This is a genomic window from Pseudomonas sp. MS01C9, from assembly GCF_058202755.1.
Map to the genome: position 1 here is coordinate 5958746 of NZ_CM177073.1, position 15339 is coordinate 5974084.

The 15339-nt window shown below is 66.2% G+C and carries 1 protein-coding gene (running past one end of the window); it reads right to left on the bottom strand.

Translation table 11 applies throughout. From position 1 onward, the window contains the following. On the bottom strand, positions 1 to 15339 hold the 3' portion of the coding sequence (locus AC1M7R_RS26685) for a non-ribosomal peptide synthase/polyketide synthase (protein ID WP_490610127.1). Its footprint extends 15585 nt past the window's final position; the window shows 15339 of its 30924 coding nt (coding positions 15586-30924); its start codon lies off the right edge, out of view — the gene reads right to left on this strand; it ends in the stop codon at positions 1 to 3.

Below are 15339 nucleotides of genomic sequence, written 5' to 3' on the forward strand. Positions count from 1 at the left end.
CTAGACAAGATCACGGGTGACCTCCTCGTCGGGCTCGGGCAGGCTGTCGTGCCACCAGGCAGCCAGGTTGTGGACATGAGGCGCCTTGAGAATCGTGAAATGGTTGCCCGGCCCGTACCAGATGCTCAGGTCGGGGACATGCTTGCGCCATCCTTCGATCATCTGCTGTTGTTCGCGCTGGTTGCCGGCTGTATCCAGGGTCGGATCGTTCGCCAGTACCAGCCGCACCGGGCCGGTGTATTGGTGTTGCGGTTGATAGACCGTGCGCAGGGCCGTCCCGAAGGCTCGCGCCGGACCGCGCATCGCGTCCACCGCCGAGCGCTGCGGCAACATGCCGGCGCGGACCATGCCGGCATGCAGCAGGCGCATCTGTGCCGCATCGTCCTGGGCACCGAACACCGTGGCATCGATACCGAGGGATTTGCCCGAGGCCAGTTGCATCGCCTCGATCAGTCGGTTCAACACGCCCGTCCCGGTGTAAGGCCGGCCCACCACGCCATTGCCCCCCGGTGATTCGCTGTCGATCAGGGTCAGCGAAGCCACCTTGCGGCCACGGGCATGCAAGCGGGCCGCCATCTCGAACACGACCCAGCCACCGAAGGAATGCCCGAGCAGATGCACCGGCCCTTCGGGTTGCACGTTGTCGATCGCTTCGAGGTAGGCCTGCGCCGCGGTTTCCACCAGGCCGAAAGGCTCCGTGGTGCCGTCCAGTCCACGAGGTTGCAAGCCATGGATCGGCCAGTCCGGACCAAAGGCGTCGGTCAGGCCGATGAAGCCGGTGACGCTGTCCCCGGCGCCAGGCACGCAGAAGATCGGCGCCCGATCGGCGCGCCCGCCCTGGATCGTCAACAGCGGCTGGAACGTGCGCTTGGGCGAAGGCATCGGACGTGAAGCGACACCCTGCAGCGCATCGCTGATGGCCTGGCCCAGTACCTGCACATGTGGCGCTTGCATCATGGTCTGGTGATTGCCGGCAACCCTGATGCAGTGCAGTTGCGTCTTGGGCAGCACCGCGTCCCAACCCAGGTAGCCGGAATGCTCGGGAGCATCGTCCTTGCGCTCCTCGGCCACCAGCAGGTGCACCGGTACCGAAATCGGATACACCATGTAATGGGCCAGCGCATGACCGTGGGCCACCTCGCGATCGAGGTACTGCCAGAGTTGGGCCGCGTCATAGACGGCCAGCTCCGGGGGCAGTACGCCCAGCTCGCGGCAATGCTGCACCAGGGCTTCGAACTCGAACCGGTCCAGGCACCCTTGCAGGTCGGCCAGTTTGTCCAGGATCGACGCGAGCCCTTGCGCTTCGGGCTCGCAGGCTCTCCAGAACACGTCGCAGCGGTCCAGCAGGTGAAGCTTGTGGGCTTCGTCCAGGGCCCAGCGTTCGCGTCCCTGGTCCACCAGGCGCGGCAGGTAGCTGTCGATCAGGCCGACGAACTCGACCTCCTCGTCCAGGCCGATGAGCTGGATGGCGGTCTCGTAGGCCAGGACCCCGCCGAACGACCAACCGGCCAGGCGATAAGGTCCCTTGGGTTGCAGCGAACGGATGATGCCCACCAACCGCGAAGCCATGCACTCCATCGTCTGCAGCTGCGGCTCGCCCCACTCTACGGCCGGCAGACCATAGACCGGAATGTCCTCGTCGATGTACTTGCCCAGTGCCGGGAAATACAGATCCAGGCCGCTGAACTCGTGCACCAGGAACAACGGATTCTGCTGGCCACTGGTGCGCACCGGCACGACCGACTCCTGCACCTGGACATCGGCGGTGCGGGACCGGAGCAACGTCGCCAACGCTGCCACATTGTCGTGCTGGAACAGCTCCGCCAGGGACACCGTCAATCCGGCCTGGACCAGCAGCCCCACCAGTCGGATCGCCAGCAACGAATGCCCGCCCAGCTCGAAGAAACTGTCCCGCCGCCCTACCTGCTCCAGCCCCAGTACTTCGGCCCACAGGCCGGCCAGCGTGGCTTCCAGCTCGTCCTCTGGCGGCTCGTAACCGCGCTCGCCGTAGGCGTGGGCCTCCGGTACCGGCAACGCACCGACATTGATCTTGCCGTTCAGTGTCAGCGGCAGCGCCATCAACCGCACATAGGCCGCCGGAACCATGAACTCCGGCAGACAGGCGTGCAGGTGTTCGCGCAATGCTTGCGCATCGATGATGTCGCTGTCCGCCTGCCCGGTGTAGTAGGCGATCAGGCGCTTTTCGCCAGGGTTGTCCTCGCGGGCCACCACCAACGCCTCGCGCACCCCGGGATACTCATGCAAGCGGGCCTCGATCTCACCCAGTTCGATACGGAACCCACGGATCTTCACCTGCCCGTCATTGCGGCCCAGGTATTCGATCGTACCGTCGGGCAACCAGCAGCCCAGGTCGCCGCTGCGGTACAGGCGCGCACCGGCCTGGTCGCTGAACGGATCGGCGATGAAGCGCTCGTCGGTCAGGTCCTTGCGATTCAGGTAGCCCAGCGCTACCCCGTCGCCGCCGATATGGATCTCTCCCGCCACGCCGATGGGCACCGGCTGGCCTGCCGCGTCGAGGATATAGACCCGGGTGTTGGCGATGGGCCGCCCGATGGGAATGCTCGTCGCGCCGTGAGGCAAGCGGGTGACCGTGTGGGCCGTGGCGAACGTGGTGGTCTCGGTGGGTCCATAGCAGTTCATCATCTGCAGCGTCGGCGCCCGGTCCAGCAGGCGCCGGAACGACGCCGGATCGGCGCGCTCGCCACCGCACATCAGGATGCGCAGGCCCGCCAGTGCGTCCGGGATCAGCATCAGGTACTGGTTGAACAAGGCGGTGGTCAGGAACAGCACCGACACCTTCGCCTCTGCCAGCGCCCGGGCAAACCCGGGTGGATCGAGCAGCGTATCGTGATCGATGATCACCACGCGGCCACCGTTGAGCAACGCTCCCCAGACTTCCATCGTGCTGGCGTCGAACGCCGGGTTCGAGACGAAGGCCAGCCGATCCTGCGGGCCGAAATCCGCATAACCGTTGTTGATCGACAGCCGACCGATGGCCAGGTGCGGCACGATCACCCCCTTGGGATGGCCGGTGGAGCCCGAGGTGTACATGATGTAGGCCGGGGTATCGCTCGCCTGGGCAGGGATTGGGCAGGCGGATGTGCCCTGGGCCAATTGCAACGTGTCCAGGTGCAACGTATCCAGGTCTACCCGTCGCAGCGCTTGCGGCACTGCCCTGTCGTGGGTGGTCAGTACCAGTGCCGCCTCGCTGTCCTGGAGGATGAAGCGCTGGCGCTCTTCGGGCGCGTGATGGTCCAGCGGTACGTAGACGGCGGCGCACTTGAGGATGGCCAGTTCGCTGATGACCAGGTCGAAGGAACGGCCCAGCAGCACCGCTACTCGCGCCTGGGGTTTCACCCCTTGCGCCAGCAGGTACTGCGCCAGGCGACTGGCGCGGGCATCCAGTTCCCGATAGGTCAGTTGCCGGTCGCCATGCTGGAGGGCAACCGCCTCGGGCCGTATAGCCGCCTGGGCTTCGAACAAGGCTTGTACCGTCTGTTGGCGCGGATAGACCGTGTCGGTCGCGTTGAATGCCAGCAGCAGTTGCTGGCGCTCGGCCTGCGGCAATATCCCCAGCTCTCGCAGCGGCGTCTGTGGCGCATGCTCCAGGGCGTCCACCAGGCTTTCCAGTGCTGTATGCATGTAGCCGCACACGCGTTTCGCGCCGATCCGCGCGGTCACCGTGGCGCTCAGCACGAAGCCCTCGCCCAGGTCGTCGACGTTGAGCGACAGCGGGTAGTTGCTCCACTCCTCGCCACCGAGTCCTTCGATGCCGAGCCAGGCCGCCTGGGTCTCCTGGCTGACCTGGGACGCGCTGTGCCGGTAGTTCAACAGTGCACTGAACAATGGCGCAGGCGTGGCGACGCCGCTGCAACGCTGGGCCAAGGCCAGGGAGGCATGTTCATGCCCCAGCAACGCGGTCAGGCGTGCATGAGTGGCCTGTACCCCGGCCCGTGCGCCGAGGGTGCCGACGTCGACCCGTAGCGGCAAGGTGTTGATGAACAGCCCCAACGCCCGGTCGGCCCCTTCGCCACCCTGCATCCGGCCCATCAGCACTGTTCCGAATACCACATCCTCACGAACGCTGACGCCGGCCAGCACCCGCGCCCATGCCAGGTGATGCAGGCTTGCCGCGCTCACCCCGAGCTGGCGTGCCTGGGCCCGCAGCCGTCGGCTCAAGTCCTCGTCCACCGGCCACTGAGCCTGCTCGACGTCACGGTTGTCGCCGCGCACGTCCTGCAGGCCGAACGGAAGGGTCGGCTCCCGGACATCCTTGAGCATGTCACTGAAGAACGCCTCATGCTCGGCCTGGGTGACACCCAGTCGCGCCTGCGCCACATAGTTGCGGTACGGCACCGCCTCGCCCAGTCGGGCTTGCTGCCCCAGCAGGAAGGCTTGCATGTCGTGCTGGATTACCTCCAGCGCGGTATGGTCGAGGGCAATGTGATGGAACAGCAGCAGCGCCACCCAGCGTTCCTGTCCGGCGTCATAGGCACAGGCCAGCCGCATCAGCGGAGCCTGGCGCACGTCGAGCCGGTAATGCCGTGGATCGAAGCGCTCGCGCAATTGCGTGGCGACGTCACGCCCGGGCTCGACCACGCACTCTTCCACCACCAGCCCTGCCTGGCGCAGGACCACCTGCACCGGCTCGCCCAAGCCCTCCCAGAGCACGGCGGTGCGCAGGATGTCGTGGCGATCGATCACGCCTTGCAGGGCACCGGCGAAGGCATCCAGGCGACCGCGGTCGGCAAGGTTGAACAGGGCCTGTTGCAGGTAGAGATCACCCTGTTGCGATGCCAGATGGTGATACAGGATGCCTTCCTGCAGCGGGGCCAGGGCATAGATGTCCTGGACGTTTGCGACGCCTCCCGGCAGCCCGGCGACGATCCGCTCGATCTGCGCCTGGCTCAGGTCGGCCAGTGGCAGCATGTCCGGCGTGATCGCGGTGCAGCCCGGCACGATGCCATTGGCCGGTACCGCCCGTTCCGTCGTTCGTCCCACGGCAGCCGCCAACGCGGCCAGCGTCGGCTGGCCGAACAGCACCCGGACATCGGCCGACAGGCCGGCCTGGCGCATGCGCTCCACCAGCGTGACCGCCAGCAAGGAATGACCGCCCAGCTCGAAGAAATGGTCGTGACGCCCTACCCGCTCGACGTCGAGCAGATCGGCCCAGAGCTCGGCCAGCAGTGTCTCCACCGCGCCCTGGGGCGCTTCGTATTCACGGCTGATCAGCGCAGCCAGGTCCGGTGCCGGCAAGGCCTTGCGATCGAGCTTGCCATTGGGCGTCAACGGCAGAGCCTCGAGCCAGACATAGGCCGCCGGGACCATGTATTCCGGCAGCTGTGCCTGCAATCCGCTGCGCAAGGCTTCGATCCCCACCGTGTCATCACCGGCGTGGGTGGTGAAATAGGCCACCAGGCGTTTGGTTCCCGGCACATCTTCCCGGGCCAGTACCACGGCCTCCTTGAGGCCTGGATGTTGCGCCAGCCGCGCTTCGATCTCGCCCAGTTCGATGCGGAAACCGCGGATCTTCACCTGATCGTCGTTACGCCCCAGGTAGTCGATGTTGCCGTCCGCCAGGTAGCGGCCCAGGTCGCCGGTGCGGTACATCCGCGCATTCGGCACGGTGCTGAACGGGTCGTCGAGGAAACGCTCGGCGGTGAGTTCCGGCCGATGCAGGTAACCGCGTGCCACCTGCACACCGCCGATGTAGATCTCCCCGGCCACCCCCATGGGCACCGGCTGACGATGGGCGTCCAGCAGGTAGATGCGGGTGTTGGCGATCGGCTTGCCGATGGGGGTGCTGTCGGGGGTGTCGACGCCCGAGCAGTCCCAGGCCGTGACGTCCACGGCGGCTTCGGTGGGGCCGTACAGGTTGTGCAACGCCACCTGCGGCAGTTGCACCTTGAAACGCCGCACCAGATGCCCCGGCAAGGCTTCGCCGCTGCACATCACTTGCCGCAGCCCGTCGCAGCCGTGGGCGGCGCCATGGGCCAGGAACACGTCCAGCATCGACGGTACGAAGTGCAGCGTGCTGATGCCCTGGGCCTGGATTACCTCGCACAGGTAGGCTGGGTCGCGATGCCCGCCAGGACGGGCCATCACCAGCCGGGCGCCGGTGAACAGCGGCCAGAAGAACTCCCACACCGATACGTCGAAGCTGAACGGGGTCTTCTGCAGCACCGCATCGGCAGCCGTCAACGGATAAGCGTCCTGCATCCACAGCAGGCGGTTGACCACCGCCCCATGTTCGTTCATCACGCCTTTGGGCAGGCCGGTGGAACCGGAGGTGTAGATGACATAGGCCAGATGGTCGCAGCGCAGCTCCTCGACCCTTGGATTAGCCGTCGACTGGGTCGAGAACGCGGCATCGTCCAGCAACAACGTCCGGGCATCGGTGGCGGGCAGGCGTGCCTGCAAGGCCCCCTGGGTCAGCACCACGCTCGGCGCGCAGTTGTCCAGCATGTAGGCCAGGCGATCGAGCGGATAATCCGGATCGAGCGGCACATAAGCAGCACCGGACTTGAGAATGCCCAGCAGGCCGGCCACCATTTCCAGGCTGCGCTCGGCGCAGATCGCCACCCGATCGTCCGGGCGGATGCCCAGGGCGATCAGGCGATGGGCCACCTGGTTGGCGCGGTGGTTCAGTTGCTGGTAGCTCCATTGCTCGTCGTCAGTCACCACGGCGATGGCGTCCGGGCAGGCCTCGGCACGGGCTTCGAACAGGCCGTGGAGGGTCTGGTCGCGTGGGTAGTCGACGGTCGTGGCGTTGAGGGTTTCCAGCACATGCCGGCGCTCCTGCTCCGCCAACAGCGGGATTTTCGCCACGACAGCCTGCTCGTCGGCGACCATGGCCCGCAGCATGCATTCGAGGTAACCCAGGTAGCGCTCCATCGTGGTCTGGTCGAACAGCGCCGTGGCATATTCCAGCGAACCGAACAGGCGGCCCTCGATCAAGGCCATGTCCAGCAGCACATCGAACTTGGCGGTGCGACTGCTCACCCCCAGTGCCTGCAGCGACATGTCCGGCAGCTCCATCCCGGCGGTTTCGGTGTTCTGCCACGACAGCATGGCCTGGAACACCGGGCTGTGGGACAGGCTGCGCAGCGGCCGCACCACCTCCACCACCTGCTCGAATGGCAAGTCCTGGTGGGCCTGGGCTCCCAGGGTTTGGGCCTTGACGTGTTGCAGCAGCGCCTGGACCGTCCGATCGGCCGACACATCGACCCGCACCGCCAGGGTATTGACGAACAGGCCGATCAGGTCTTCCACCTGCGCCTGCAGGCGGTTGGCCGTCGGGGTCCCGATGACCACATCGTCCTGCCCGGACATTCTCGCCAGCACCGCGGCCCAGGCCGCCATCACTGTCATGAACAGCGTGGTGCCCTGCCGTTGGCTCAATGCCTTGAGCGCTGCGGTCAGGGTTTCATCCAGGACGAGCCCCACCGCATTGCCGCAATGGTCCTGCTGCGCCGGCCGCGGCCGGTCGGTGGGCAGCGTCAGCAATGCCGGCGCTCCGGCCAGGGCTTGCTGCCAATAGTGCTCCTGCCTGCCCAGGACCTCGCCGGTGAGCCAGCGCCGTTGCCAGAAGGCGTAATCGGCGTACTGGACCGGCAGGGCCGGCAGCGGGTCGTCCTGCCCCTGGCTGAACGCCGCGTACAAAACGCCCAGCTCCCGGGTCAGGACATCGGCGGACCAGCCGTCCGAGACGATATGGTGCAAGGTCACCAGCAACACATGGTCCTGCTCGTCCATGCGTACCAGGCGGCCACGGGCAAGCGGACCTTGGCTCAGATCGAAGGCCTGGCGAGCCTCTTCCCCGGCCAGGCGCGACAAGGTCGCTTCGGCGTCGGGGTCATCTGTCAGGTCGTGCAGCGCCAGGGCAAAGCCGCAATCCGCCGGGGCGATGCGTTGCGCCACGTCCTCGCCCTGCATCTGGACAAAAGTGGTGCGCAAGGCTTCGTGCCGGGCCACGATGCGATCCAGGGCACGGGTGAGCGCCCGGGTATCCAGCGTCCCCCGCAGGCGCAGGCCGGTGGGGATGTGATACGCCGCGCTGCCCGCGTCCAACTGCGCCAGGAACCACAGGCGCTGCTGGGCGAACGACAACGGCAGCGCCTGCTCGCGGGATACCGGCAGGATGTCCGGCCGCGTGCTGCGTGTCGCCCGGGACAGGACCTGGGCCAGCGCGCTCAGTTGCGGTTGGGCAAAGACATCGCTCAGGTTCAGCTCCACGTCCAGCTGTTCGCGCACCTGGGCAATCAGGCGCATCACCAGCAACGAATGCCCGCCCAATTCGAAGAAATGATCGTGACGCCCCACCGCTTCGACGTTGAGCAAGTCCTGCCAGATCTGCGCCAAGGCGACTTCCGTAGCGCCTTGGGGCGCTTCATGGGTACGGCTGGCATAGGCCTCGGCATCCGGGGCCGGCAAGGCCTGGCGGTCGAGCTTGCGGTTCGGTGTGAGCGGCAGCGCGGCCAGGCTGACAAACGCACCCGGCATCATGTAGTCGGTCAGCAACGTCGACAGTTCGGCACGCAAGGCGGCCGCGCTCAGGGTCACGCCGGCCCGGGGCACGACGTAGGCCACCAGGCGCTTGTCCCCCGGCTGGTCTTCGCGCACGATCACCGCGGCTTCCTTGACCCCGGCACACTGGCCCAACCGGGTTTCGATCTCGCCCAGTTCAATACGGAAACCCCGCACCTTGACCTGGAAATCGTTGCGCCCCAGATACTCGATACGCCCGTCAGGACGATAACGGGCCAGGTCGCCGGTCTTGTACATGCGGGCATCGGGCTGATCGCTGAACGGATCGACAAGGAAACGTTCGGCATTGATGGCATCAAGGTTCAAATAGCCGCGCGCCACGCCATCGCCACCGATATAGATCTCCCCCGCGACCCCGAACGGCACTGGCTGCCGGTGCCCGTCGAGCAGGTAGATGCGGGTGTTGGCCATCGGTGTGCCGATGGTGGCGTTGCCGGCCACGGCGCTGGCGTCGTAGCGCATGTAGGCGGCGGTACAGGACACGGTGGCTTCGGTGGGGCCATAGGTGTTGATCAGTTGCGTGTGGGCCGGACGCACCGCGTCCCACATCTGCAGTTTCTGCATCGACAGGGCGTCGCCGGTGACGTTGACCAGCCGCACCTCGCGCAGATGATCCCGGGCCTGGGCCGGCGTGTTGTGCCATTCGGCCGCCAGGGTGTGCCAGTGCGCCGCGGTCAGGTGCAGGAAGGTCGGCCGGATGTCGCCGTCCTGCTGCAGTTCGGCGCTGCCGAACAGCTTGCGGGTCGGCGCCAGGGTGGCGCCGGCCACCAGCGCCGGGAAAATTTCCTCTACCGACAGGTCGAAGTTCAAGGTGTTCTGTTGCAATACCGTATCGGCCGGCGTCAGGCCGAACAGCCGGACCGCGTCCACGCAATAGTTGACCAGCCCGCGATGCTCGATCATCACCCCTTTGGGCGTGCCGGTCGAACCCGAGGTGTAGATCACATAGGCCAGGTGACGCGAGCCCAATGACGCGACCACCGGGTTGTCGTCACGCCCTGCGGCGATGCCCTGGCTCGTGCGTTCGGCGTGGTCGAGCAGCAACACCGGCGCCGACAGCGGCGGCAAGCGGTCCTGCAGTCGGCGCTGGGTCAGCAGCGCCACCGGGGCACTGTCGCCCAGCATGTAGGCCAGTCGCTCGGCCGGATACGCCGGGTCGAGGGGGACGTAGCCACCACCGGCCTTGAGAATCCCCAGCAGGCCTACCAGCATTTCGGCGCTGCGCTCGACACAGATCGCCACCCGGTCGTCGGGGCGGATACCCAGCCCGATCAGGTGATGGGCCACCTGGTTGGCCTGACGGTTCAGTTCGGCATAGCTCAAGCGCTCCCCTTCGAACACCACCGCGATGGCATCCGGCCTGGCCACAACCTGAGCCTCGAACAGTTGATGGATCACCTGCGTGCGTGGGTACGGCGCCTGGTTGGCGTTGAGGCCCACCAGCAGATGCTCGCGCTCGGCGTCATCCACCAGCGCGATCCGGTCGACCAGGGTCTGCTCGTTCGCCACCATGGCTCGCAGCACACGCTCGAAGTACCCGATGTAGCGCTGCACCGTGCGCGCATCGAACAGGGCCGTGGCGTATTCGAGAGTGCCGAAGACCTGGCCCTGCAGCTCGCCCAGTTCCAGGGACAGGTCGAACTTGGCAACCGTGTTCGCCACCCCCAGCCCTTCGAGCTTCAGGTCGCCGAGCACCAGCTCGGTGCTGTCCAGGGTCTGCCACGACAGCATGGCCTGGAACAGCGGACTGTGGGCCAGGCTGCGCACCGGCTTGAGCAGTTCCACCACCTGTTCGAATGGCAGGTCCTGGTGCGCCTGGGCCCCGAGGGCCTGGGCCTTGACCCGGGCCAGCAGGGTTTCGACAGTGGGCGACCCGGACACGTCGACACGCACGGCCAGTGTATTGACGAAGAAACCGATCAGCCCTTCGACCTCCGAGCGCGTGCGGTTGGCGGCCGGCGAACCGATCACCACCTCGTCCTGCCCCGAAAGACGGCCCAGCAACGCCGCCCAGGCGGCCATCAGCGTCATGTACAGGGTCACACCGTGGCGCTGGCTCAGTGCCTTGAGGTCGGCGGTCAGGCCGGCATCGAACGCCACCGGCAGCGCCGCCCCGGCGTAATCCTGCCGGGCCGGGCGTGGCCGATCCGTCGGCAGCATCAGCAGCGCCGGCGCATCGGCCAGGGTTCGCTGCCAGTAGCCGCACTGGGCCTGCAACACCTCGCCGCTCAACCAGCGGCGTTGCCACACGGCGTAGTCGGCGTACTGCATCGTCAGCGCCGGCAGCGGATCGTCCAGGCCATGGCGGAACGCTTCGTAGAGCGCCGCCAGTTCCTTGATCAACACGCCGATGGACCAGGCGTCCGAAACGATGTGGTGCATGGTCACCAACAGCACATGATCGTCATCACCGAGACGGATCAAACGCCCCCGGATCAACGGCCCCTGCTCCAGGTCGAAAGCGTCGGCGGCTTCCTGCGTCGCCAGGACTTGCAGCTCGGCTTCGACATCGGCGTGACCGGACAAGTCCTGCCGCAACAGGGCGAATCCTGTATCGGCCGGTGCGATGCACTGCAAGGCCTCTTCCCCCCGGGTACGCACGAAGGTGGTCCGCAGCGCTTCGTGACGGGCCACGATGCGATCCAGCGCCCGCTGCAAGGCGACACCGTCCAGGCTCCCGCGCAGGCGCAGCCCGGCGGGCATGTGATAGGCCGAGCTGGCCCCTTCCATCTGCGCCAGGAACCACAGGCGCTGCTGGGCGAACGATAGGGGCAGGTCTTCATCGCGGGCCACCCGGACGATTTCCGGCAAGGTGCTGCGTCCGGCCTGGGCCACTGCCTGCGCCAACGCCTTGAGCTGTGGATGAGCGAACAGTTGCGCCAGGCCCAGTTCCACGCCCAGGCACAGGCGCACCTGGGAAATCAACTGCATCGCCAGCAATGAATGCCCGCCCAGTTCGAAGAAATGATCGTGGCGGCCGACCTGATCCACGCCCAGCAGCGCCTGCCAGAGCTGCGTCAGGGTGGTTTCGACGTCGCCTTGAGGGGCTTCGTAGCCTCGGGTGATCACTGCATCCAGATCCGGTGCCGGCAAGGCATTGCGGTCCAGCTTGCCGTTGGGGGTCAACGGCAAGGCGTCCAGGCGTACGTAGGCCACGGGCACCATGTAGTCCGGCAATTGCCCTTGCAGATGGCTGCGCAGGGCCTCGATGTCCACAGCCCGGGACTCGGTGAAATAGGCCACCAGGCGTTTATCGCCCGGGACATCTTCGCGAGCTTGCACCACCGCTTCTTTTACGGCCTCGTGCCCGGCGAGCCGTGCTTCGATCTCCCCCAGTTCGATACGGAAACCACGGATCTTCACCTGGTCGTCGTTACGGCCCAGGTATTCGATATTGCCGTCCGGCAGGTAGCGACCCAGGTCGCCGGTCTTGTACATCCGGGCGTTGGTTTCGCTGCTGAAGGGGTCCTTGAGGAAGCGTTCGGCAGTGAGGTCATCGCGATTGAGGTAACCGCGCGCCACACCGGCGCCGCCGATATAGATCTCTCCCGGTACGCCCAATGGCACCGGTTGGCGGTGTTCATCCAGCAGATAGAACTGGGTGTTGGCCACCGGTTTACCGATATGCGCGGCGAAACCCTCTTCGCGTGACATCGACACCCAGCTTGAATAAGTGGTGGTTTCCGATGGGCCATACAGGTTGCACAGGCGCTTGACCTGGGTTTGTTCGAACAGCGCTTCCACCAGGCTGCGCTTGAGGGCTTCGCCCGCCACGTTGACGGTCTCGACACCCTCGCTCAAGCCACCGGATTCCAGCAATGCCTTGAGGGCGGACGGTACGGTGTTGATCAAGGTGATGTCGTGCTCGCCCTGTTGCAGTTCCAGCACATTGGCGACCACATCGATGCTGCCACCGCAGGTCAACGGCGCGAAGCACTCGTAGACCGCCAGGTCGAAGTTCAGCGAAGTGGAAAACAGCGTCTTCGACAGGGTTTGCGCATCGAAGGAACGCTGTGCCCAGGTCAGGAAGTTCACCGTGTTGCGGTGCTCGATCATCACGCCCTTGGGCAAACCGGTGGAGCCGGAGGTGTAGATCACATAGGCCAGGTGCGACGAGGTCAGTTCCGGAACCTGGGGATTGGGAGCCGCCTCATCCTGCCAGGTGCCCTTGTCGAGGTCGATCAACGGCACCCTCGTCTCGCCCAGCAAGCGGCGCGTGGCCCCTTGCACCAGGATCGCCGCCGGTGTGCTGTCCTCCAGCATGTAGGCGATCCGTTCCGTCGGATAAGCCGGATCCAGCGGTACGTAACCGCCCCCTGCCTTGAGGATCGCCAACAGGCCCACCACCATGTCGAGGCCGCGCTCGACGCAGATCGCGACTCGGGAATCGGGCTGCACCCCCTGCTTGCGCAGGTGATAGGCCAGGCGATTGGCGAGCCCGTTGAGCTCACGGTAGTTGAGACGCTGCTGGCCATGGCGCACCGCCAGGGCATCCGGCGTGCGCCGTACCTGCTCTTCGAACAATCCATGGATCGTCTGCTGCGCAGGATATTCGGCCGCGGTGGCATTGAAGGTCACCAGCAGTCGCTCGCGTTCGTCAACCGGCACGATGGGCACGTCACGCAATGCCGAGTCGGGGGCCTGTTCCAGGGCGCTCACCAGTCCTTCCAGCGCGGTGTGCATGTAGTCGCAGACACGTCGGGCGCCCACCTGGGCCACCGCCTGGGCCGTGAGCATGAACCCCTCGCCCAGGTCATCCACCGACAGCATCAATGGATAATTGGTCCGCTCTTCCATGCTCAGGGTCTGGATGCCATGCCAGGCCGCGATGGCCGGCTCGGACGGCGTTTCAGCCGCGCTGTGCCGGTAGTTCAGCAAGGCGCTGAACAGCGGCAGCGAGGCCGGGACGCCACTGCAGCGCTGGGCCAGGGACAAGGACGCATGCTCATGGCCCAACAGGGTCGATAGCCGTGCGTGAGTCGCCTTGACCCCGGCACGCACGCCCTGGGCGCCCACGCTGATGCGCAACGGCAAGGTATTGATGAACATGCCCAGGGCGCGGTCGGCCCCTTCGCCGCCCTGCATCCGGCCCATCAGGACGGTACCGAACACCACCTCTTCGCGGCCCGAGACACGCCCCACCACCTGGGCCCAGGCCAGGTGGACCAGGCTCGCCGCGCTCACACCGAGCTGACGGGCCTGGGTCCGCAGGCGCCGGGCCAGCGCCGCCTCCACGTGCTGCTGCCCTTCTTCGATGCCACTGCCATCGCCCTGCACATCCTGCAGGCCGAACGGCAGCGTCGGCTCGTCGATGTCCCCCAGCATGTCGTGGAAGAACGCTTCGTGTTGCTCGCGACTCACACCCAGACGGGCCTGTGCCACGTGATTGCGATACGGCACGGCCGCCGCCAGTTGCTCCGACTGGCCCAGCAGGCTGGCCTGCATTTCGTGCACCACCACCTCAAGGGCGGTGTGGTCCAGGGCCATGTGGTGGAACAGCAGCATGCCCACCCAGCGCTGGTTCGCCAGGTCCTGGGCATAGGCCACTCGCATCAACGGCGCCTGAGCGATGTCGAGACGGTAATGCCGAGGGTCGAAACGCGCCTGCAACTGCTGCACGACGTCGCCCGAAGCCGGGTCTACCTCGACCTCTTCGAGGGCCAGGGTAGCGTGTCGCCAGACCACTTGCACCGGGGCCGGCAGGCCTTGCCAGAGCACGCTGGTACGCAGGATATCGTTGCGCGACACCACGCTTTGCAAGGCATGGGCAAAGGCTTGCAAGCGCTCGCGGTTGTCGAAGCCGAACATCACCTGCAACACGTAGGGATCGCCCTGCTCCGCGGCCAGGTGATGGTAAAGAATGCCTTCCTGCAACGGCGCCAGGGCGTAGATGTCCTGCACGTTGGCCACGCCTCCCGGCACCGTCGCCACGATGCGGTCGATGGCCTCCTGGTCCAGGTCGGCCAGGGGCAGCATGTCCGGGGTGATGCGGGTGCAGTTCTGCGCGATCAGGTTGGCCGGCACCACGATCTGCCGAGCATCGCTCACGGCAGCGGCCAGGGCCGCCAGGGTCGGTTGGCCGAACAGCACGCGCACATCGGCCGCCAGTTCAATCTGGCGCATGCGCTCGATCAGTTTCACCGCCAGCAGGGAATGGCCCCCCAGTTCGAAGAAATGGTCGTGACGCCCCACTTGTTCGACCTTGAGCAGGTCCTGCCAGATCCGGGCGATGGCGATCTCCACTTCACCTTGCGGGGCCTCATATTCGCGACTGATGAGGGCCGAGCGATCCGGCGCTGGCAACGCCTTGCGGTCGAGCTTGCCGTTGGTGGTCAACGGGAAGGCATCGAGCATCACGAAGGCGCTTGGCACCATGTAGTCCGCCAGGGAGCCCAGCAGTGCGGCGCGCAACCCGGCTGCCGTGGGCGACTCGCCTTCTTCGGCGATCACATAGGCCACCAGGCGCTTGTCCCCCGGCTCGTCCTCGCGCGCGATGACCACCGCTTCGCGGACGCCTTGGCACGCGGCCAGCCTGGCTTCGATCTCCCCCAGTTCGATGCGGAAGCCACGGATCTTCACCTGGTCGTCGTTGCGGCCCAGGTATTCGATGCTGCCGTCGGCCAGCCGGCGTCCCAGGTCGCCGGTGCGGTACATCCGCGCGTTCGGTTCGGCACTGAACGGGTTGTCCAGGAAACGTTCGGCGGTCAGTTCGTCGCGGTTCAGGTAACCCCGGCTGACGCCCGCGCCGCCCACGTACATTTCCCCCACCAC